The following is a 20,713-nucleotide window of genomic DNA, read 5'->3' on the forward strand; positions in this document are numbered from 1 at the left end:
TCTTCGTCCCGGCCCCTACTTACTTGATCTGGAGACGCGTATGGCAGGCATCAGCACCCATGTACTGGACCTCACCACGGGCAAGCCCATCGCCGGCGTGCCGATCGAACTCTACGACCTGGGCAGCACGCCGCCGAAGCTGCTCAACCGTACCGTGAGCAACGCCGACGGGCGCACCGACGCCCCCATGCTGGCTGCCGAGGCGGCCAGGGCAGGGGACTTCGAACTGCGGTTTGCCATCGGCGCGCACTTCAAGGACCAGGTCGCACTGACTGACGTGGTGCCGGTGCGGTTCACGGTGTTCGACCCCGTTCAGCACTACCACGTGCCACTGATTTGCTCGCCGTGGAGTTTTTCGACCTACCGCGGCAGCTAACCCCACCTCACGAAAGGAGACGTACAGATGTCCAACAGCGAAACCTACCTGATCGACTCGATCCGCCTGGCCATGGAAAACGTGCGCGAGCGCAAGAACTGGCCTTTCGGCGCCGTACTGGTCAAGGACGGCCAGGTGCTTGCCCGTTCGGTCAATGAGGTGGACACCACCTGCGACCCTAGCGCCCACGCCGAAATGCAGGCGGTGCGCGCCGCGGCCAAAGCCCTGGGCAGCACCGACCTGAGTGGTTCGGTGGTCTACGCCAGCGGCTACCCCTGCTCGATGTGCCTGACCGCCATGTACCTGGCTGGTGTCAGCAAGGTCTATTACGCCTACTCCAACGAGGACGGCGAACCGTACGATCTGTCTGCCGAGCGTGGCTATGTGGAAATCGCCCGTCCGCTGGAGGAGCGTGAAATGAAGCTTGTGTACCTGCCCGCGCGCGACAGCGGCAAGGACCTGTATGACGCCTGGCAGGAAACCCAGGGCGCCTGAGGGCGCGGCGCACCACCCTTGAGTCAGCGGTGCCTTGGCCCCACAGCGTAATCCAGGCGCCGTTCTTTGGGCATGCCTTCACCGGCATGCCTTTTTTTATTTACATCGTTCCTGCGCAAGAAGGATAGTCTCCGTTAGCGTTTTAGCGTGGATCGCTTCCTACGTTAACGTTTTTTATCAAGAATTAACGTTTTGGGCAGGCAAAACGGAGGCTCATCACTCCTCTGGGCTGTCTACTTCCAGAAGTCCGACGGATTCATTCGGAACAGTTGGGGAAAGGTTCTTGGACCTCGGCGCCGTTAGAACGTCACTTCAAGAGCCGCGTTCTCGAAGTGACACCGGACCAGACGACGTCACTCGCCAGCGTCGTTGACTTCCCAATATTCAAATGCGGATCGGACTGCCTCCACTATGCGAGTGGCCCGGCGTTCGTCCTCTAGTTGGGGGTACTGCTTTTTGAGCTTTCCTGAAATCGTCCAGTTGTTCTCCTTGACGGACCGAATGATTCGATTGGCGTCCTGGTCAGGCATCTCGACGACATCCTTGAGCTGTTCCAGCGCACGCTGGAAGACCATCAAGACTTTGGCTTCCTCGGCCATTTCCGCCCGAACCGTATGTGCGACGACGCGAGCGGTGTACATCACGTGCTCGGTCAGGTCCGGGTACCGCCACGCAAATCGCGCATTGTCGTAGTCATCGAAGATGAAATTGCTCTGTGTACCGTCCTCATAGGTCAGTACCTCACCAAAGCGATAGGAGGTCGCGTACCGTCGCATGAATGGGCGAGAGAACACCTCTAGGGCACGGTCATAGCCTGAGCGGAATTCGGCCGAACTCGTGATGGTGGCCGAGACTGGCAAGATCACACCGTCTGGCATGGCCTTGTCGCGAACAAGGGTGTCGTTGATCAGGAAGCGATGGATCCGCCCATTGCCATCTCGCATCGGATGGATGTAGACGAATCCGAAGGCGAGCACCGCCGCACGGGCAAGCGACTCGGCTCCTCGCGTTGCTTGCTCAAACGCATTCAGGCCTTCAAGCATCGACGCCAGGTCGTCGAAATGCGGCGCGATGTAGTGCACGATGTTCTCCCGCATAGTGGCCTGGCCCACGAAGACCGGAGAGCGCCGTAGTCCGAGCCCGAACGCATCGTGGCCCAGGATTGCGGCTTGCAACGTGTGCAGGCTCCTGTCGCTCAGCGGGTCCTGGATATGGCCGCAATACTGGGCGATGACGTGGGCAAACCGTTGGATACGGTCTGCCTGGTCCGCTTCCTTCTCGATCAGGAAGCTCGCGCGTGACTCCTTGAAGGTCAGCCAACTGGCTGTCCGCAGAAGAATGTCGGCGCCGTAGGTTCGGTCCAGTTCGTTCAGTTCGGCGCCAAGATCGAACTGAAGCGCCTCCTGAATCGCCGGCGTACGGCGAACCATAGGGCAAAAGTCCACAGTTCCCGGCAGGTTGTTGTTGACGCGCCAGCGGCGTACGCGTTTCGGCTCCGTCCGGGTGAGATAGTGGTCAGCTGCAATGGCGTCGATGTAGCCGCCGTTGGTTACGTCTGGTACGTCCAGTTGCCGCCCGGTCAACCACTCATAGAGGAAGCCCGTACGGCGGGCGTACTGGCCAAAAGGCTCACTCCTGCACCAGGCCTCGATCGGCTGCGGGCCGGTCACGGCGAACAGACGTGCGAAGAATTCCAGATGGATTTCTTCGTACTTGAGGCCAAACTCGAAATGGCCGGCAAAGTCGTCACTTGGGCGGTACGCCGCCGGATAGCGATTCTCGATCTGGTCCCCGGTGTCGCGGCTCATGCGACTTGCACCGATCGTGGAGTCGACGCGCAGGGGTTGCGCCAATGAGATGTCGTACTGCGCAGCGAGAGCCTTTAAACCGACCTGCATGATGGAAATCCTTTAACGGAGGCTCAAAAACGCTAACAATTTATTGATCTTATCCTAAAGCGTTAACGAAAAGCCCCGCCCAACACTGCTAAGAAGTGGACGCCAACGTATCAGAGGACATTCCCATCCATCTGGTGATGGGCAGCTATGCGACACACAAGACCGATAAAGTGAAAGCATGGCTGGCAGCGCATCGGCGTCACCAGGTGCATTTCACCAGGCGAAAGCGTGCCGGGACGGTCAGGCGAAGGACATAGATTCCGCTCGGACGGCGGTAGAGATTATTGCGCTGTGCCAAGGTATGAGCCCTTTGTAGGAGGACTCACGCGACTGCGGGCTCTGAGCTCATTGAACTTTCGAAAAATCAACGAGTTAGAGCAGAGGTGGAGCGGGTAGAGGGAATCGAACCCTCCTCAATAGCTTGGGAAGCTATAGTTTTACCAATAAACTATACCCGCTTCAGAGGCCGACATTTTTACCAGAACACGCCCGTCATGAGAAGCCTGGGTGTGCAAAAAGGCCTGTCGGCGACGTGTAGCCCGGATGACTACAAGGGCTAGACGTCGCCGAACCACTCAGATAGCCAGTGCATGCTGCCCCTGTACGTAGTGACTGCGTTGACGGGGTTGGCGCAGAGTTGGATTGAGGAAGCCAAGCATTGCCGCCCGGGTGTCCTCGCACGCGCTCTTGTGCTCGATGTCCAGGAAGTGACCGGCATCGCGGATCACGCTGAAATGGCTCTGGCCCACGTGCTGGCTGAAATGCCGCGCATCCTCGACGGTGGTGTATTCGTCACGGTCGCCGTTGATGAACAGCACCGGGATGTCGATGTTGCGCGCCGAGCTCAGGGCTCGCTCCAGATCGTGATCCAGCACCTGGTTGATGTGGAAGTGCATCTGCGCGTACTCATGGCTGTCCAGGCTGCTCACATGGCGATAGTTGAAGCGCTTGAACAGCGACGGCAGGTACTTGCCGATGGTGTCATTGACCAGATTGCCCACCTGGTAGCGGTCGCAGGCGGCCAGGTACTGGCAACCGCGCGCCAGGTAATCGCGCATCGGCTCGTTGATGATCGGCGAGAAGGAGCTGACCACCGCCTTCTTCACCCGGCTCGGCTGGTGCGCCAGCGCCAGCAGGGCACAGGCACCGCCCCAGGAGAACGACATCACGTGATCGACATGGAAGTGCTCGATCAGCTCAAGGAGGATGTGCGCCTCGGTCTCCTTGGTGATCAGCCGTTCCTGATGGTTGTGCGCCTTGGACTTGCCGGCATAGGGCTGATCGTACAGCACGACGTTGAAGTGCGGGTGCAGGTTGCGCACCGTCTGGGCGAAAGAGGCCGTGGTGGCCAGCGATCCGTTGATCAGGATGATCGTCTTCTCGGCTGCTTCCGCGCGATAGAACTCCGTGTAAACCCGATACTGACCTTGGATATCAAGCACAGCGATTTCTGGCCTCATGTCATCGACTCCTGGCGCAAAAAGGGTATTCGCGTGACCTAGGGTGCACGTTGTTTATGACAGGTAGGCATACGCCTGGAAGAGAAACCGGGAGCCCTTTTGTCGATCCATGGCACGGTCGTCGACGGTATTTGTTCTAGGTGGGCGGTTTGCCGTGTCCCGGGGCATCGAGACCCTGGGTGACCGGCAAAAGGCGTCTTGGACTGCGAGCGTGACTGATAAGTCACATGCGGACCGACGAGTTTGATTCAAGCAGCAGGGTTGGGATCTCGCAAGTGCCGTTTGGGGGATGTCACGGGAAAATCGATGCGGTGAACCTGTCTATACCGCTCTATGCAGGGCCGCAGATTTCAGACCGAGGCGACTTCTTCCGGCGTCAGCTCACGAAACTCACCAGGTGCCAATGCAGGATCCAGGCCGATACTGCCCATCCGCTCCCGGTGCAGCCCCACCACCTTGTTGTCGAAGTGCCCGAACATGCGCTTGACCTGGTGGTAGCGGCCTTCGACGATCGCCAGTCGCGCCTGGCGTGGGCCGAGGATGTCCAGCTGGGCGGGCAGGGTGGTCAGGTCTTCGAAGGCGAAGTAAAAGCCTTCGCGAAACTTGGTCACGTAGTGTTCGCCGATCTCGTCTTCGGTCTGGACGTGGTAGATCTTTGGCAGCTTTGTCTTGGGCTGGGTCAGGCGACGCGACCATTGACCGTCGTTGGTCAGGATCATCAATCCGGTGGTGTTGTAGTCCAGGCGGCCGGCGATGTGCAGGTCCTCGCGCAGTTCGGCCGGCAGCAGGTCGAGCACGGTGGGGTGTTGCGGATCGTGGGTCGCGCTGACGCAGCCGCTGGGCTTGTGCAGCATCAAGTAGCGCGCCGGGCGACCGGCCTGGAGCACCTGCTCGTCCACTTCCACCCGGCTGAATTCGCGCACCTCTTGGCGAGGGTCGGTGGCCGCCAGGCCATCCACGCGCACGCGCCGTTGCACCAGCAGCAGGCGGACCTGCTGGCGGTTGTAACAGGGCAGGTTGGCGAGAAAGCGATCAAGGCGCATGGCGGCGGGCTGTTCGAAAAAGGGGCGCAGTCTAACGGCTTGGCGTGGGACGCGCTGCCTTGAGCTGATCATCGACCTGTGCGCAGCGCGGGCACAGGCAGGCCTGGTCGCGCAGTTCGTCGGGCAGCGCCTGCAGCACGGCGGGGTCGATGGCCACCGCGAAGCACCAGCAGGGCTGCGTGGCGGTGCGTGGATCAGCCAGGCTGCACTGGTTGAGGGCGCCACAGGCGGGGCAGCGCTGTTTGTCGTTCATGGTTCGATCCCGGCGTGTACGTGAGGGCATTCTACCGGTAATGGCTACAGGGTGTTTCCGGTGGTCGGCAACCTGTTTCAATTTATTGCGAAAATGGCACTGGCCCCCGGCGCAACGGTCTTATTGGGTGTCGATGGATGCATTTGTTCATCGACGCTCGCCAGCGCCGCTGTGTCGGGCACTCCCGCGGTCCAGGAGGCCGCCATGTACCCACGAATTCTGCTGATCGCCTTGTTGGCCTTGCTCACCAGCGCCTGCGTCCCCTACTACGAGGACGGCGGTTACTACCGCTCGGGCCACTACCGCTCGGACTATTACTCGAACGACCGCGACTACTATCCGGGCTATTACCGTCAGGATCGTTACTACATCACCCAGCCGCGCTATTACCAGAGCGCGCCTCGCTACTATCAACCCGCACCTCGTTACTACCGCCCGGCGCCCACGCCCCACTACCGGCCTTACCCGGGGCATCAGGTGAACCAATGGCATGGCAATCCGCGCAACGACTATGGCAATCGCCAGCGCTATGACTATGGGCGCGATCGGGACCGTCATGACTACCGAAACGACAATCGCCGCCCTCAGAATGACCGCTGGCACTCCAATGGCCGTGGGGACAACAACCGGCGACCCGATAACGGACATGGGGACAACGGCCGTAACTGGCGGCGTTGATCATTGACCCCAAGCCCGATCGCGTGACCAAGCCCGCGCGCAACAGGCCCTCGCACTGCCTGCAGGCGCGGGCTTCACCCCAGATCAGCCAGGGGGTGACGCCCTTCCCACACCTTGGCGAAATGCGCCTCGACCACTGCGGCCGGCACTTGGGTGATGTCCGGCCAGTGCCAGTGCGGCTGGTTGTCCTTGTCCAGCAGGCGGGCGCGCACGCCTTCGCTGAACTCCGGGTGGCGGCAGCAGTTCAGGCTCATGGTGTATTCCATCTGGAACACCTGGGCCAGTGACAGGTGCCTGGCTCGGCGGATCTGTTCCCACACCAGATGCGCGGTCAGCGGGCAACCCTCGTGCAGACGGCGACCGGCCTCGGCCAGCAGCGGGTCGTGATGTCGGCTCAAATCGGCTAACGCGCGCCAGGCAGCGGCAGGGTCGGCCACATCGAGCAGCTCATCGATCAGCGCCCGGCGTGGCAGCCACTGGGGTTCGGGCAGGTCGGCGCAGGCCCGGTGCTGTTCGGCCTTGAGCAGGCTGTTCAGTTGCAGGGCGGTTTGTTCCTGCCAGTTCAACTGCAGCAACTCTTCGATCAAGGCTTCTTGCTGATGCTCGCCCAGCAGGCGGTCGGCCAGGCCAAGATCCAGGGCGTCGCGGGCGTTGATCGGTGCGCCGGTCAGCCCAAGGAACAGGCCGAGCTTTCCGGGCAGGCGGGCGAGGAACCAGCTGGCGCCGACGTCCGGATACAGGCCGATGCTGATTTCCGGCATGGCCAGCCGGCTGCTGGGGGTGACGATGCGAATCCCCGCACCCTGCAGCAAACCCATGCCCCCGCCGAGCACGTGGCCATGCCCCCAGCACAGCAGGGGCTTGGGATAGGTATGCAGGCGATAGTCGAGCCGGTATTCGGCGGCGAAGAACGTGGCCGCCAGCGGCGGCACGCTGCCGGGATGGTCGCGGCAGGCCTGAACCAGCGCACGTACATCGCCGCCGGCACAGAACGCTTTGGGGCCGTTGCCACGCAGCAGCACGCAAACGATACCCGGGTCGCTGGCCCAGGCGTGCAGACGCTCGTCGAGCACCTCGATCATTGGCAGGTTCAGGGCATTGAGCGCCTTGGGCGCATCCAGGGTGGCGATGCCGATGCGCGCGCCATCGGCGCCTGTGAGTACCTCGCATTGAATGGACATGGGCGACCTCATGTAGTCATCGCACAAGTATGGACCCCTCAGGCGATCATGACGGTCGTCGGTCGGATCGATTGACAAGGCCGGACGGCTTACCTAGTGTCGCGCCATTGTTTACGGATGGCCCCATGACTGACGACGATCGCATCAAACTCGAACCCGGCTGGAAGGCTGCGTTGCGCGCCGAGTTCGACCAACCCTATATGCACAAGCTGCGTGAGTTCCTGCGTGAGGAATATGCGGCTGGCAAGGAGATCTACCCGCCGGGGCCGCTGATCTTCAACGCGCTCAATTCCACGCCGCTGGACAAGGTGAAGGTGGTGATCCTTGGCCAGGACCCCTACCACGGCCCCGGTCAGGCTCATGGCCTGTGCTTCTCGGTGCAACCAGGCGTGCCCACGCCGCCGTCGCTGGTGAACATCTACAAGGAACTGCACCGCGACCTCAATCTGCCCATCCCCAGCCATGGCTACCTGCAAAGCTGGGCAGAGCAGGGCGTATTGCTGCTAAACACCACCATGACCGTGCAGCGCGGCAACGCCGCCTCCCACGCCAACGCGGGCTGGCAGCCGTTCACCGATCGGGTCATCCAGGTGGTCAGCGAGCAGTGCGAGAATGTGGTGTTCCTGCTGTGGGGCTCTCATGCCCAGAGTAAGCAGAAACTGATCGACGGCACTCGGCACCTGGTGCTCAAGTCGGTTCACCCGTCGCCATTGTCGGCGTATCGGGGCTTCTTCGGTTGCGGGCATTTCAGCCGGACCAACAGCTTCCTCGAGCAGCGTGGGCTGGCGCCCATCGATTGGGCCTTGCCGCCACTCTGAAAAGCGCGTTGTCTTCTTCGCGGGTAAACCCGTTCCCACAGGGTTGGCGATCAGTCTTGTGGGCGCGGGTTTACCCGCGAAGACGTTTGCACGCCGTCACGCTCGGCTCGTGTTCCAGCGCCGGAACAACGGTTCGGCCAGAAACAGCACGAACAACAGCCGCATCACCTGCAGCGCCGTCACCAACGGCACCGATAGCTGCAAGGTCTCGGCCGTCAGGCTCATCTCGGCGATACCGCCTGGCATCATCCCCAAGGTCAGTGAGCGCAGGTCCAGTTGCGTCATCACGCTCAATACCCACGCCGCACTGGCGGCGATCAACATGCACAGGAAGGTCGCCAGCAAGGTCCGTCCGAGGAAGGACGGCGCCCGGCGAAAGAACGCCCGATTGAAGTGGCAGGCCAGGCCACTGCCGATCAGCCACTGACCGATCTGGCTCGCTCCGGGCGGCAAGGCGATTTGCAGGTTGCCGGCCAGGCTCACGCCAGCGGCCACCAGCAGTGGACCGAACAGCCAGGGGTTGGGCTGGCGCAGGCGCTGCCAGATCAACGCGGCCAACACGCCAAGCGGCGCGATCAGTGCCAGCCAGCCCCAGCTGACGCTGCCCACATGGGTCAGTGGCACGCCATCGCCGAGCAGGAACTTGAACAGCGCCGGCACGCACAGGACCACCGCCAGCACCCGCAGGCTCTGGGCCGCAGCCACCTGGCTGAGCACCGCGCCATTACGCGCGCCCAGGTTGACCATCTCCCCCGAGCCCCCCGGCATGCTGGCGAAGAACGCCGTGGCGCGGTCCTCACCGGTGCGCCTGAGCAGCCAGACGCTGATTGCGGCGGACAACGTGGTGATCAGGGCCCCGAAGACGATCAGGGCAAAGTGGCTGGCCACCTGCTCGATGACCGCCGGGGTGAAGTGCAGGCCGATACCGATGCCGATGATCCACTGCCCGCACTTGCGACCGTTGGGGATCTCCGACAGCTGCCAGGGCGTCAGGCAGCGCATCAGTATGATCGCCAGTAGCGAGCCGACCATCCACGGCAAAGGCCAGCCGACCTTGCTGGCAAGAAACCCGCCAGCAAGACCGACCAGCCCGGTGGCCCAGAACAGCGGCAACGACCGATCAGGCATCGGCCATCGCCCGGCGCTGCAGGCTGCGTTTACGCCAGATGCGCAGCAACGGCAGGGTCAGCATGCAGAGGGTCAGCACCCACACTGCCATGCTGATCGGGCTCGACCAGAGGATGCCCAACTCGCCGTTGGAGATCGACAGTGCACGGCGCAGGTTCTGCTCCATCAGCCCGCCCAGGATGAACCCCAGCAGGATTGGCGACAGCGGGAAATCCAGCTTGCGCAGGATGTAGCCCATGATGCCGATGCCGACCATCAGGAACAGGTCGAAGGTGGTGGCATGCACGGCGTACACGCCGATCCCGGTGATGATGGCGATCACCGGCACCAGGGCCCAGTTCGGTACCGCGAGGATGCGGGTGAAGATGCGGATCATCGGGATGTTCAGGATCACCAGCATGATGTTGGCGATGAACAGCGAGGCGATCAGGCCCCAGACGATGTCCGGTTGCTGTTCGAACAGCAGCGGCCCAGGGGTGATGTTGTACAGGGTCAGCGCGCCGATCATCACGGCGGTGGTGCCCGAACCCGGTACGCCCAAGGTCAGCATCGGCACCAGGGCGCCGCAGCAGGAGGCGCCGATGGCGGTTTCCGGGGCCGCCAGGCCGCGGGCGTCGCCCTTGCCGAACGTGCCCTTGTCGCCGGCGATGCGTTTCTCGGTCATGTAGGCCACGGCGCTGGCCAGGGTCGCGCCGGCACCGGGCAGTACGCCCATGACAAAGCCCAGCAGGCCGCAGCGCAGGTTCACGATGAACACCGAGGCGGCTTCCTTGAGGTTGAACAGCATGCGTCCGGTGGCCTTGACCGCTTCGTGGCCGTGGTGGGTTTTTTCCAGCAGCAGGAGGATCTCGCTGATGGAGAACAGGCCCAGTACCAGCACGACGAACTGGATGCCGTCGGCCAGGTGCACGCTGTCGCCGGTGAAGCGGTAAACGCCGCTGTTGGCGTCGATGCCGACGCTGGACAGGAACAGGCCGATCAGCGCGGCGATGAACGTCTTCAGCGGTTTGTCGCCGGCCATGCCGCCCAGGGCGACGATGGCGAACACCATCAGTACGAAGTATTCGGCGGGTCCGAAGGCGATTGCCCATTTCGCCAGCAGCGGGGCGAACAGCACCATGCCGCAGGTGGCGATGAAGGCGCCGATGAACGAGCTCCACGCCGACAGCGACAGGGCCACGCCGGCCAAGCCCTGTCGGGCCATGGGGTAGCCGTCGAGGGTGGTCATCACGGTGGAGGCTTCGCCGGGGATGTTCAGTAGGATCGAGCTGATCCGTCCGCCATACTCGCAGCCCAGGTAGACCGCGGCCAGCAGGATCAGCGCAGACTCAGGCGGCAGGCCCAGGGCGAAGGCGATGGGGATCAGCAGTGCCACGCCGTTGATCGGGCCCAGGCCCGGCAGCAGACCGACCACGGTGCCGATCAGGGTGCCGGTCAAGGCGGTGACCAGGTTGTACGGACTCAGGGCGACGCCGAAGCCCTGGCCCAGGTAGCTCAAGGTATCCATGTGTCAGTTCTCCAGTACGTCCAGCAGGCCGAGGGGCAGGGGCACATCCATCACGCGGTCGAACAGCCAGTAGAGCAGCAGGCTCATGGCGCCTACCACGATCAGGCTGTGCAGCCAGCGCCCGCCATACAGGCGCGCCATGGGCACGCCGACGAGCACGGCGCTGAGGATGAAGCCGAGCGACTCGAACGTGCTGGCGAACACGATCAGCAGGCCGACGCAGGCGCTGATCTTGACCAGGGTTTCACGGTCCAGCGGTGGCTCGTCGTCCTTGTGCACGATGGGCGTTGGGCGAAAGGCCAGGTAGAGCAGGGCCACGCCCATCAGGCCGAGCATCAGCAGGGGGTAGGCGCGTGGGCCTACAGGTTCGTAGGAAAATGCGGCCTGATACGGCCAGGCCATCACGGCCAGGGCCGCGCACACCGCCAGCAGTGCCAGGGCGAAAATGCGTTGCAGGATCATCAAGACATCCTCGGTAGGGTTCGGGACGACGCGCACCCTGTCGGAGCGGGTGTACCCACGAAAGCGCCAGTTGTCACAGCAGCGACGTCTGATCTGACGCATTCGCGGGTGAACCCGCTCCCACAAGGACGTGCAGCGTTCTTGTTACTGGATCAGGCCGAATTCCCGGGCCAGGGTCTTGTAGTCGGCGACCTGCTTCTTCACGTAGGTGTCCAGCTCCTGCCCGGTCATGGCGAATGGGAACAGCTCGCGCTGGTCACGCAACTTGGCGAAGTCCTCCGAGGCCAGCAGTTTGTCGAACGAGGCTTTCCACCAGGCGTAGTCCTCGTCGCTGACTTTTGGCCCCAGGTAGAAGCCGCGTACCACTGGCCAGACGATGTCGTAGCCTTGTTCCTTGGCGGTGGGGATGTCTTTCATTTCTGGCTCATCCAGGCGATTTTCGGAGAACACCGCGAGGATGCGCATGTCGCCGCTCTGGATGTGCGGCATGGAGTCGGAGATGTCGGTGGAGCCGACCTGGATATGCCCGCCGAGCAGCGCCGTGGCGATCTCGCCGCCGCCCTCCAGGGCTACGTAGCGAAGGTCGCGCGGGTTGATGCCAGCGGCCTTGGCGATCAGGGCGGTCTGCATCCAGTCCTGGCTGCCGACGGTGCCGCCGGAGCCGATGACCACTTTGCTCGGGTCTTTCTTCAGGGCCGCGACCAGGTCATCCAGGGTCTTGTAGGGGGAGTCGCTCTTCACGGCGATGGCGCCATAGCTGGTGCCGACCGCCGCCAGCCATTTCACGGCGTTCTCGTCGAAGCGACCGAATTTGCCCTGGGCCAGGTTGAGCAGGGAGCCACTGGACCAGGCCACCAGGGTGCCCGCATCGGCCGGGCGTTGGGCGACCACGGCGTTGTAGGCCACCGCGCCGACGCCGCCGGGCATGTAGGTCACGCGCATGGGCTTGGAGAGGATCTTCTCGTTGACCAGGGCGCTTTGCACCAGCTTGCAGGTCAGGTCGAAGCCGCCACCGGGCGAGGCGGGGGCAATGCATTCGGGGCGTTTAGGTTCAGCGGCCAGGGCATTGCCTGCCAGCAGCAGGCAACCGGTAGCCAGGACGAGGCGGCGCAGTGAAAAGGTCATCGTCTATCTCCGTGAGCGTTGTTGTTATGGGTTACCACAGAGCCACGCTGTAGCTCACCAGCAGCCGGACTTCGTCGGCATCGCGAGCGAAGTTGGAGCGGAAGGTGGCATTGCGCAGGCGAACGGCGACGTCCTTCAACGGGCCGCTTTGTACCACGTACTTGAACTCGGTGTTGCGTTCCCACTCCTTGCCCTCGCCACCGTCGGCTCGGCTGACGTTGTCGCCGCTGATGTAGCGGGTCATGAAGGTCAGGCCGGGGATGCCCAGGGCGGCGAAGTTGTAGTCGTAGCGTGCTTGCCAGGAGTGCTCGTCGGCCCCGGCGAAGTCGTTGATTTGGACGAAGTTGACCAGGTACGGATCGGCGCCATCGACATAGGGGAAGGCGCTGTCGCCGGACAGATGCTGGTAGGCGGCGCTGACCTTGTGGCCGCCCAGGGCATAGCTGAGCATGCCGTTGACGGTGGTGTTGTCGATGTTGCCGGCCTTGGCCTGGCCGGCATCGTCGCTGAGCGCCAGGCGCAGGTCCGCGCCGAAGGTGCCAGGGCCCCAGGGCTGGGTGGCGACCATGCCGATGAAGTGCTGACGGTAGATGTCGTCGAGTTCGGCGAAGTGGTAGCTGCCGGTGATGCGGTCGGTGAACTGGTAGTCCAGCCCGGCAAGGTCGAAATTGTCGGCGCTGAAGCTGCCGCCGAAGCGGCCATTCTTGTTGTTGAGGGCCAGGTCTTCCCAGTTGGTGTCGTTGCGGTCCTTGGCTTTTTCCAGGCGACCGCCGGTGAACGTCAGGCCCTTGAGCTCCTTGGAGGTGAGCAGACCGCCTTCGAAGGTCTGCGGCAGGATGCGTCCGTCGTTGGGCTGCAGGGTCGGCAGTTCCGGGATCAGGGTGCCGACCTTGAGCTCGGTCTTGGAGACCTTGACCTTGCCGGTCAGGCCAAGCTTGGAGTATTCGTCGGCGGCCTTGCCGTCGTCATGGGTCGGCAGCAGGCCGGTATCGGTGCGGTCGGGGCTGGAGTCGAGCTTGATGCCGAGCATGCCCAGCGCATCCAGGCCGAAGCCTACGGTGCCGTCGGTGTAGCCGGATTCGAAGTTGAGCATGAAGCCCTGGGCCCACTCGTCGCGCTTGGACTGCTGGCTGCTGGTGCCATCGCGAAAGTCACGATTGAAGTACATGTTGCGGGTTTCGAAGGTGGCCGTGCTGTCTTCGAAGAAGGCGGCCTGGCTCAGCGGGGCCACACCGGCTAGCGCAAGGGCGCTGGCGATGGCGGACGGGCGTGCGGACAGGGAACGGGTAGGCGCGAACGCCTGCGGCTGCGTGGACAGCATCGTCGGGAGACTCCGTTTATTGTTCTTATCGGGCGCACCTTGCTGGTGCTTTTTTCGGCGCGCGGGGCGACCGTGGTGCGATGCTAGGTAATGAACCTTTCGCTAACCTTTCAGAGCGAAAGGTTTGCCGCGAGGGCTTCACAGGCCCCCGGACGGCGGTACACTCCGCGCCAAAGCCCCACCCGAGCAGGGAGAATCCGATGCGAGTGTTGCTGGTCGAAGACCACCTGCAACTGGCCGAAAGCGTGGCCTTGGCCCTCAAGAGCCAAGGTCTGACTGTGGATGTGCTGCACGATGGCGTGGCCGCCGACCTGGCCCTGGCCAGCGAGGACTATGCGGTGGCCGTGCTCGATGTGGGCCTGCCGCGCATGGACGGTTTCGAAGTGCTGGCGCGCCTGCGCGGGCGGGGCAAGACGCTGCCAGTGCTGATGCTCACCGCGCGCAGTGACGTCAAGGATCGGGTCCATGGCCTGAACCTGGGCGCCGATGATTACTTGGCCAAACCGTTCGAGCTGACCGAGCTGGAAGCGCGGGTCAAGGCGCTGCTGCGCCGTAGCGTGCTCGGTGGGGAGCGTCAGCAGCGCTGCGGGCCGCTGGTCTACGACCTGGACACCCGCCGCTTCACCCTCGGTGACGAGGCCCTGACCCTGACCCAGCGTGAACAAAGCGTGCTCGAAGCCCTGATCGCCCGCCCGGGGCGGGTGATGAGCAAGGAGCAACTGGCGGCCCAGGTCTTCGGCCTGGACGAAGAAGCCAGCCCCGATGCCATCGAAATCTACATCCACCGCCTGCGCAAGAAGCTCGATGGCCATCCAGTGGCTATCGTCACCTTCCGCGGCCTGGGTTACCTGCTTGAGCACCGTGATGCGTGACAATGGCAGCCTGCGTGGGCGTTTGCTGGGCAACTTGGCGCTGCTGCTGGTGGTGCTGATGCTCGCCAGCGGCCTGAGCGCCTACTGGAACGGTCGTGAGGCCGCTGACACCGCCTACGACCGCACGCTGCTGGCCTCGGCACGGACCATCGCCGCGGGCCTGTCCCAGCGCGACGGGACCCTGAGCGCGGATGTGCCCTACGTGGCCCTGGACACCTTTGCCTACGACAGCGCCGGGCGTATCTACTACCAAGTGCTGGATATCCACCAGCGGCTGATTTCCGGCTACGAAAACCTGCCGCCCCCTCCACCGGGTACACCGCGTACCGATGACTACCCAGCCCTCGCGCGGTTCTACAACGCCACCTACCAGGGCCAGGATGTGCGTGTTGTCAGCCTGCTCAAGCCGGTCAGCGAGCCGAACATGAACGGCATGGCCGAGATCCGTGTGGCCGAGACCGAGGAGGCGCGGGTGCGCATGGCTCGGGGGCTGATGGCCGACACCTTGCTGCGCCTGGGCATGCTGGCGCTGGGAGCGCTGGTCATGGTCTGGTTCGCCGTCAGCGCGGCCTTGCGCCCGCTGGAGCGTCTGCGCACGGCGGTCGAAGAACGCCAGCCTGATGATTTGCGCGCCTTGCCGGTGGTCCAGGTGCAGCGCGAGTTGGGGCCCTTGGTACGCGCCTTGAACCATTTCACCGAGCGGCTGCGCGGGCAGTTCGAGCGCCAGGCGCAGTTCATCGCCGACGCCGCCCATGAGTTGCGCACACCGTTGGCCGCGCTCAAGGCGCGGGTCGAACTGGGCTTGCGCTCCCAGGAGCCGGAACAGTGGCGGCAGACCCTCGAGGCTGCCACCCAGGGTACCGATCGTCTGACTCACCTGGCCAACCAGCTGTTGTCCCTGGCGCGGGTGGAAAACGGTGCCCGAGCGATCGCCGAAGGCGGTGCCCAGCGTCTGGACCTGTGCCAATTGACACGTGACCTGGGCATGGCCATGGCGCCACTGGCGCACGCTCGGGGCGTGGCCCTGGCGCTGGAGGCCGAGGCGTCGGTGTGGCTCAAGGGCGAGCCGACCCTGCTCAACGAACTGCTCAGCAACCTGGTGGACAACGCCCTGGCGCACACGCCCAAGGGTGGCAATGTGATTCTGCGGGTGCTGGCCCCGGCCATCCTCGAAGTGGAGGACGACGGGCCGGGTATTCCCGAGGCGGAGCGCGAGCGGGTATTCGAGCGTTTCTATCGGCGCAGCGCCCAGGGTACGGGGCTGGGGCTGGCGATCGTCGGAGAGATCTGTCGTGCGCACCTGGCGCAGATCAGCCTGCATGATGGCGAAAAGGGTGGGTTGCGCGTGCGGGTGAGTTTCATCGCTGATTGAGCGGGGCTTTGCGCCTTGCTGTTTCAGAGGGGCAGGGGCTGTGGGAACAACGGTCCTGTGTTGCCTGTGCCGGCCTATTCGCGGGTAAACCCGCTCCCACAGGGTTTGCGTAAGTCTTAAGAGCGACGCAATCCCGGTCTAGAATCTCCCACAGGGTTTGCGGTGATCCTTGGAAGCGGGTTGGTCAATTCGCTGCTGCACTCGCGGGTAAATCCAGTTCAGCAGTGTTTGCGGTGACCTTGTGGGAGCGGGTTTACCCGCGAATGCGTTGGTCAAGTCGCTGCCGCATTTGCGGGTAAGCTCACTCCCACAGCTGAGGCGTTTCGTTTAGCGCAACATGCTGCGGGCATCGAGCAGGTCGGCGACATCCAGCTCGGTTCCATAGGGCAGCCCGAGGTGCTGGTAGGCGGGCAAGGCGGCCAGGGGGCGGCTGCGGGTCCGATGGCTGAGGTGGCGGGCGATCTGCACGATGTCGATGTAGTCGATACTGTCGGTGCGTCGGTCCAGGTCCTGCACCTGGCTGGGCAGATTGACCAGCTGTTCGGGGAACTCCCAGGCCTTGAGGATCTTGTCGCCCAGCACCGGCTGGATCTGCTCGATCACGTAGTGCAGGCACACCGGATCGGAGAGCAGTTCGTTGTGCTCCTCGGCGTAGATCAGCACGGGCAGGGCTCCGATCTGGTGGACCAGCCCCCCCAGGGTGGCCTGGTCCGGTTTGAGCTGGCTGTAACGACGGCACAGTTCATAGCTGATGCCTGCCACTTCAAGGCTATTGGCCCAGATATCGCGCAGCTTTTGCTCAACGGCCGGGGAGCGGGCATGGAAGATCTGCTCGATCACCAGGCCGATCGCCAAGTTGCAGCTGTAGTTGATACCCAGGCGGGTGATGGCGGTGTGCAGGTCGGTGACCTCCACTGCCGCGCGCAACAAGGGGCTGTTGACCACTTTGATCAGGCGCGCCGAGAGGGCCGCGTCGCGGCCGATCACCTTGCTCAACGCGGCGACGCTGATCTCGCTGTCCTCGGCGGCCTCGCGGATGCTCAAGGCAACTTCCGGAAGGGTCGGCAGGACCAGGTCGTCCTTGTCGATGGCTGCGAGCAACTGTGATTGAACCGTCTCGGCCAGCTTGTTCATCTAACTTCTCTACCGCAATGGTGGTGCGGCCCCGCGCAACGGCGGGGCAGGCTGGTCAGCGCAGGATTTCCCGGTCGCGGTCCAGTTCGTAGGGCAGGTCCAGCAACGTCAGGCGTGGGCCTTCGAGGCTGCCCAGGTGCAGGTTGTCGTCTGCGACGGCTTCGGCGCTGAGCACCGCGAGCAGTTCGCAGCCGTCACCTGCACGGGCCGCGATGACCACTTCGCCCACCGACGATCCGTGGGTGGGCGAGAAAATCTCGGCGCCAGGGACGGGCACATCGTGCTGGGCCAGGGCCAGGCGGTACTGCCGGCGCTTGAGCTTACCCAGATACTGCATGCGCGCGACGATCTCCTGGCCGGTGTAGCAGCCCTTCTTGAAGCTCACGCCATCGACCGCTTGCAGGTTGATCATCTGCGGGATGAACAGCTCGCGTGTCGGCCCCATGACCTGACCGATGCCGGCACGGACCTGGCCCAGCAGCCAGTCGTTGAGGCTGCCTTCTGCCAGGTGGGCGGCGAGCGTCTGGCGCACGGTATCTGCTTGCGCGGCGGGTGCCCAGAGCTCCACGCGGCCGGTGCTGACACCGATCGCGATCAGCCCGTCATGGCGTACCGTGGCGCCGGCCTCGGTCGGTGTGGCCAGGCCCAGCGCTTCAAGCGCAGTATTGCCTTGCGCCAGGCCGAAGCGGGCCCAGGCGGCGCTCTCATCGGTCAGCGTGGCCTTGGAGAAGACGGCGTACTTCTTGAGGTCGGCCAGTTGCGCGTCGAGCAGTTCGCTGGCCATGGCCAGCAGGTAACCGTTGCCTTGCGGGAGGATACGGAAGCTCGATTGCATGCGGCCCTTGACCATGCAGCGGGCGCCGAGGCTCGCATGCTCCTCGCTGAGGTAGTTGATGTTGCAGGTCAGCTGGCCTTGCAGGAACTTGCCGGCATCGGAGCCGCGGACGGCGAGGATGCCCTCGTGGGACAGGAGACAGAAGAAAGCGGAATCGGCCATGGGTCATCGCGGTTGCTTGAGACTGGCGGCCATCATAGAACGCTGGTAACAAAATAGGTAGGTGACTAGACCAACGCCTTGTGCCGCCGCGAGCGCCCCACTGTATACTGGCGGCCCATTCGAGGAGGGCCCCATGGTCGAACAAACTGAACTCAACCGGCTTTTCTGGCACAGCCGCCGCGGCATGCTGGAATTGGACGTACTGCTGGTGCCATTCACCCAGGAGGTCTACCCCACCCTGAGCGAAGGGGACCGCGAGCTGTACCGTCGCCTGCTGACCTGCGAAGACCAGGACATGTTCGGCTGGTTCATGGAGCGCACCGAGTCCGACGACCCTGAGCTGCAACGCATGGTTCGCATCATCCTGGACCGTGTCCAGCCCAAGTGAGCATTTCGAGTGCCGCTGGCAAGGCTCACGCCTGCTGCTGGCGGCCTACCTGACCTGCCAGGTGCTCGCGCTCTGGGCCTTGATCCTGAGCGCGCAATCCTGGTGGTTGAGCATTCTTCTCGCCCTCGCTTGCCTTGCCCACGCCTGCTGGGCCATTCCCCGTCGTATCCTGCTGACCCATCCCGAGGCCATTACCGGCCTGCGCCGTGATCCCACCGGCTGGCGGCTTTTCAGTCATGCCCGAGGCTGGCAGCGGGTGCGGTTGTGTCGGGACAGCGTGGCATTGCCAGGGTTGGTCGTGCTGCGCTTCGTCAGGCCAGGGCGTTGGTTTGGCGAGAGCCAGTGCGTACCGCGAGACGCCCTGGATGCCGATCAGCATCGGCGTCTTCGGGTGAGGTTGAAGTTCAGTCGCAGACGCTGGGCCGACGTTTCGGCGCAATAGCCCGCTTCAGGTGTGTGTTGTCCTGTACTTGTGGGGCGAAGCCTGCGATGGGCTGCAAAGCAGCCCCAGGCCAATCGCAGGCCCCGCCAGTTCCCACGAATACGCGTCAGTTCAGACTGGACTGAGGATGGTGTCCTTGGCCTCGGGCAGCATTCCCGGGTAATCCAGTGTGTAGTGCAGCCCGCGGCTTTCCTTGCGCTGCATCGCTGAGCGGATCATCAACTCGGCGACCTGGGCCAGGTTGCGAAGCTCGATCAGGTCGCGGCTGACCTTGTAGTTGCTGTAGAACTCGTCGATCTCGTCGAGCAGCAGGCGCACACGGTGCTCGGCTCGCTGCAGGCGCTTGCTGGTGCGCACGATACCCACGTAGTCCCACATGAAGCGCCGCAGCTCGTCCCAGTTGTGCGCAATGATCACGTCTTCGTCCGAATCGGTGACCTGGCTTGCGTCCCAGCAGGGCAGGGCGGTCGGCGACTGCACTTCGTCCAGGTGCGCCTCGATGTCGGCCGCTGCGGCACGGCCATAGACAAAGCATTCGAGCAACGAATTGCTGGCCATGCGGTTGGCGCCGTGCAGGCCCGTGAAGCTGGTCTCGCCGATAGCGTACAGGCCGGGCACGTCGGTATGGCCGCGATCATCGACCATCACGCCGCCGCAGGTGTAATGGGCGGCCGGGACCACCGGGATCGCTTGGCGGGTGATGTCGATACCGAACGCCAGGCAGCGCTCGTAGACCGTGGGGAAGTGGTTCTTGATGAAGTCGGCGGGCTTGTGACTGATGTCCAGGTAGACACAGTCCACGCCCAGGCGCTTCATCTCATGGTCGATGGCGCGGGCGACGATATCCCGGGGCGCGAGCTCCTCGCGGGGGTCGAAACGCGGCATGAAGCGCTCGCCATTGGGCAGGCGCAGCAGGGCGCCTTCACCACGCAGGGCCTCGGTGATCAGGAAGCTCTTGGCCTGGGGGTGGTACAGGCAAGTGGGGTGGAACTGGTTGAATTCCAGGTTGGCGACCCGGCAACCAGCGCGCCAGGCCATGGCGATACCATCGCCGCAGGCTCCGTCGGGATTGCTGGTATAGAGGTAGACCTTGGCCGCGCCGCCGGTGGCCAGCACGGTGAAGCGCGCACCGAAGGTGTCGACTTCGCCGGTGTTGCGGTCCAGCACATAGGCGCCTAGACAACGCTCGCCCGGTAGGCCCAGGCGGCGCTCGGTGATCAGGTCGACCGCCACGCGCTGCTCAAGCAGCTCGATGTTCGGTCGCTGGCGCGCCTGGTTCAGCAGGGCCGTGAAGATCGCCGCGCCCGTTGCATCGGCGGCGTGGATGATACGCCGGTGGCTATGACCACCTTCGCGGGTCAGGTGAAACTCGAAACCGCCGTCATCGACGCTGTAATGCTCGTCGCGGGTGAAGGGAACCCCTTGTTCGATCAACCACTCGATGGCTTCGCGGCTGTGCTCGACGGTGAAGCGCACCGCATCTTCATGGCACAGTCCGCCGCCGGCATTGAGCGTGTCCTCGACATGGGACTGGACGGTATCGGTGTTGTCCAGGACCGCGGCGACGCCGCCCTGGGCCCAGAAGGTCGAACCGTTGGCCAGGTCGCCCTTGCTCAGCACGGCGATGCGCAAGTGGCTGGGAAGGTTCAGTGCCAGGCTGAGGCCAGCGGCGCCGCTGCCGATCACCAGGACATCGTGTTGGAATTGTTGGCTCATGTCTTGACACTAGTAATCTTGGGAAGGGGAGCGGCACAATAGTCATG

The 20,713-nt window shown here is 63.6% G+C and carries 21 protein-coding genes, 1 tRNA gene and 1 pseudogene; 9 read left to right on the top strand and 14 right to left on the bottom strand.

Features of this window, described 5'->3' with window-relative positions:
* Window positions 1-40: 40 nt before the first annotated feature.
* Together uraH and ACNFCH_RS01235 are read left to right on the top strand one after the other, a co-directional pair.
* Window positions 41-376 carry a hydroxyisourate hydrolase gene (gene uraH, locus ACNFCH_RS01230; protein ID WP_337157813.1) on the top strand — a complete coding sequence of 112 codons (336 nt, stop codon included), beginning with the start codon at window positions 41-43 and terminating at the stop codon, window positions 374-376.
* A gap of 27 nt (window positions 377-403) precedes the next feature.
* Window positions 404-871, top strand: a complete 468-nt coding sequence (locus ACNFCH_RS01235; protein WP_337157812.1) for a nucleoside deaminase — start codon at window positions 404-406, stop codon at window positions 869-871.
* A gap of 353 nt (window positions 872-1,224) precedes the next feature.
* Here the strand turns inward: ACNFCH_RS01235 and ACNFCH_RS01240 are convergent, their stop codons facing one another.
* Window positions 1,225-2,769, bottom strand: a complete 1,545-nt coding sequence (locus ACNFCH_RS01240; RefSeq protein WP_337157811.1) for a Fic family protein — start codon at window positions 2,767-2,769, stop codon at window positions 1,225-1,227.
* Between the two features lie 92 nt (window positions 2,770-2,861).
* Between ACNFCH_RS01240 and ACNFCH_RS01245 the strand changes: the two are divergent.
* A pseudogene (locus ACNFCH_RS01245) lies at window positions 2,862-2,987 on the top strand (IS630 family transposase); the annotation flags it as partial.
* Window positions 2,988-3,153: 166 nt separating this feature from the next.
* Here the strand turns inward: ACNFCH_RS01245 and ACNFCH_RS01250 are convergent.
* The 4 genes from ACNFCH_RS01250 to ACNFCH_RS01265 form a co-directional block, all read right to left on the bottom strand.
* Window positions 3,154-3,227 (bottom strand) — tRNA-Gly (locus ACNFCH_RS01250).
* A 117-nt stretch (window positions 3,228-3,344) separates the two neighbouring features.
* Window positions 3,345-4,229, bottom strand: a complete 885-nt coding sequence (locus ACNFCH_RS01255; protein WP_337157810.1) for an alpha/beta fold hydrolase — start codon at window positions 4,227-4,229, stop codon at window positions 3,345-3,347.
* A gap of 350 nt (window positions 4,230-4,579) precedes the next feature.
* Window positions 4,580-5,272: a 16S rRNA pseudouridine(516) synthase gene (locus ACNFCH_RS01260; protein ID WP_337157809.1), complete on the bottom strand. Its 693-nt coding sequence runs from the start codon at window positions 5,270-5,272 to the stop codon at window positions 4,580-4,582.
* A 31-nt stretch (window positions 5,273-5,303) separates the two neighbouring features.
* On the bottom strand, window positions 5,304-5,525 hold the full coding sequence (locus tag ACNFCH_RS01265) for a cysteine-rich CWC family protein (protein WP_337157808.1): 222 nt from the start codon (window positions 5,523-5,525) through the stop codon (window positions 5,304-5,306).
* A gap of 204 nt (window positions 5,526-5,729) precedes the next feature.
* Here ACNFCH_RS01265 and ACNFCH_RS01270 point away from each other — a divergent pair, with 204 nt between their 5' ends.
* On the top strand, window positions 5,730-6,203 hold the full coding sequence (locus ACNFCH_RS01270) for a hypothetical protein (RefSeq protein ID WP_416742116.1): 474 nt from the start codon (window positions 5,730-5,732) through the stop codon (window positions 6,201-6,203).
* 74 nt (window positions 6,204-6,277) lie between these two features.
* Here ACNFCH_RS01270 and ACNFCH_RS01275 read toward each other — a convergent pair whose 3' ends face one another.
* Window positions 6,278-7,384, bottom strand: a complete 1,107-nt coding sequence (locus ACNFCH_RS01275) for an enoyl-CoA hydratase/isomerase family protein (protein WP_337157806.1) — start codon at window positions 7,382-7,384, stop codon at window positions 6,278-6,280.
* A gap of 125 nt (window positions 7,385-7,509) precedes the next feature.
* Between ACNFCH_RS01275 and ung the strand changes: the two genes are divergently transcribed.
* On the top strand, window positions 7,510-8,202 hold the full coding sequence (gene ung / locus ACNFCH_RS01280; protein WP_337157805.1) for a uracil-DNA glycosylase: 693 nt from the start codon (window positions 7,510-7,512) through the stop codon (window positions 8,200-8,202).
* 96 nt (window positions 8,203-8,298) lie between these two features.
* On the opposite strand, the gene ACNFCH_RS01285 is transcribed toward ung, so the two are convergent.
* The 5 genes from ACNFCH_RS01285 to ACNFCH_RS01305 form a co-directional block, all read right to left on the bottom strand.
* The gene (locus tag ACNFCH_RS01285) at window positions 8,299-9,330 is read right to left on the bottom strand and encodes an AbrB family transcriptional regulator (RefSeq protein WP_337157804.1); all 1,032 of its coding nucleotides are present in this window, start codon (window positions 9,328-9,330) and stop codon (window positions 8,299-8,301) included.
* Entirely contained in the window at window positions 9,323-10,837 is a 1,515-nt protein-coding gene (locus ACNFCH_RS01290; RefSeq protein WP_337157803.1) for a tripartite tricarboxylate transporter permease, read from the bottom strand. The genes ACNFCH_RS01285 and ACNFCH_RS01290 overlap by 8 nt, the downstream gene beginning before the upstream one ends.
* Before the next feature lie 3 nt (window positions 10,838-10,840).
* Window positions 10,841-11,299, bottom strand: coding sequence for a tripartite tricarboxylate transporter TctB family protein (locus ACNFCH_RS01295; RefSeq protein ID WP_337157802.1), 459 nt, complete (start codon window positions 11,297-11,299; stop codon window positions 10,841-10,843).
* A gap of 144 nt (window positions 11,300-11,443) precedes the next feature.
* A complete protein-coding gene (locus tag ACNFCH_RS01300; RefSeq protein ID WP_196163146.1) occupies window positions 11,444-12,424 on the bottom strand; it encodes a Bug family tripartite tricarboxylate transporter substrate binding protein in 981 nt (326 codons plus the stop codon).
* Window positions 12,425-12,455: 31 nt separating this feature from the next.
* Entirely contained in the window at window positions 12,456-13,745 is a 1,290-nt protein-coding gene (locus tag ACNFCH_RS01305) for an OprD family porin (RefSeq protein WP_070094565.1), read from the bottom strand.
* A 200-nt stretch (window positions 13,746-13,945) separates the two neighbouring features.
* Between ACNFCH_RS01305 and ACNFCH_RS01310 the strand changes: the two genes are divergently transcribed.
* Both ACNFCH_RS01310 and ACNFCH_RS01315 read left to right on the top strand, forming a co-directional pair.
* A complete protein-coding gene (locus tag ACNFCH_RS01310) occupies window positions 13,946-14,617 on the top strand; it encodes a response regulator (protein WP_196163148.1) in 672 nt (223 codons plus the stop codon).
* The gene (locus ACNFCH_RS01315; RefSeq protein ID WP_337157801.1) at window positions 14,610-15,989 is read left to right on the top strand and encodes a sensor histidine kinase; all 1,380 of its coding nucleotides are present in this window, start codon (window positions 14,610-14,612) and stop codon (window positions 15,987-15,989) included. The genes ACNFCH_RS01310 and ACNFCH_RS01315 overlap by 8 nt, the downstream gene beginning before the upstream one ends.
* Before the next feature lie 327 nt (window positions 15,990-16,316).
* Here the strand turns inward: ACNFCH_RS01315 and ACNFCH_RS01320 are convergent, their stop codons facing one another.
* Together ACNFCH_RS01320 and ACNFCH_RS01325 are read right to left on the bottom strand one after the other, a co-directional pair.
* Window positions 16,317-17,123: an HDOD domain-containing protein gene (locus ACNFCH_RS01320; protein ID WP_337157800.1), complete on the bottom strand. Its 807-nt coding sequence runs from the start codon at window positions 17,121-17,123 to the stop codon at window positions 16,317-16,319.
* A 55-nt stretch (window positions 17,124-17,178) separates the two neighbouring features.
* Complete coding sequence (locus ACNFCH_RS01325; protein ID WP_337157799.1) at window positions 17,179-18,120, bottom strand: folate-binding protein YgfZ; 942 nt, start codon at window positions 18,118-18,120, stop codon at window positions 17,179-17,181.
* Window positions 18,121-18,253: 133 nt separating this feature from the next.
* Here ACNFCH_RS01325 and ACNFCH_RS01330 point away from each other — a divergent pair, with 133 nt between their 5' ends.
* Both ACNFCH_RS01330 and ACNFCH_RS01335 read left to right on the top strand, forming a co-directional pair.
* Entirely contained in the window at window positions 18,254-18,508 is a 255-nt protein-coding gene (locus ACNFCH_RS01330) for a succinate dehydrogenase assembly factor 2 (protein WP_337157798.1), read from the top strand.
* Window positions 18,492-18,950 carry a protein YgfX gene (locus ACNFCH_RS01335; RefSeq protein WP_337157797.1) on the top strand — a complete coding sequence of 153 codons (459 nt, stop codon included), beginning with the start codon at window positions 18,492-18,494 and terminating at the stop codon, window positions 18,948-18,950. The genes ACNFCH_RS01330 and ACNFCH_RS01335 overlap by 17 nt, the downstream gene beginning before the upstream one ends.
* Before the next feature lie 111 nt (window positions 18,951-19,061).
* Here the strand turns inward: ACNFCH_RS01335 and nadB are convergent, their stop codons facing one another.
* Window positions 19,062-20,666, bottom strand: a complete 1,605-nt coding sequence (gene nadB / locus ACNFCH_RS01340) for an L-aspartate oxidase (RefSeq protein WP_337157796.1) — start codon at window positions 20,664-20,666, stop codon at window positions 19,062-19,064.
* Window positions 20,667-20,713 lie beyond the last annotated feature (47 nt).

The sequence above is a fragment of the Pseudomonas sp. NY15354 genome (assembly GCF_048068075.1).
Taxonomy (GTDB): domain Bacteria; phylum Pseudomonadota; class Gammaproteobacteria; order Pseudomonadales; family Pseudomonadaceae; genus Aquipseudomonas; species Aquipseudomonas guariconensis_C.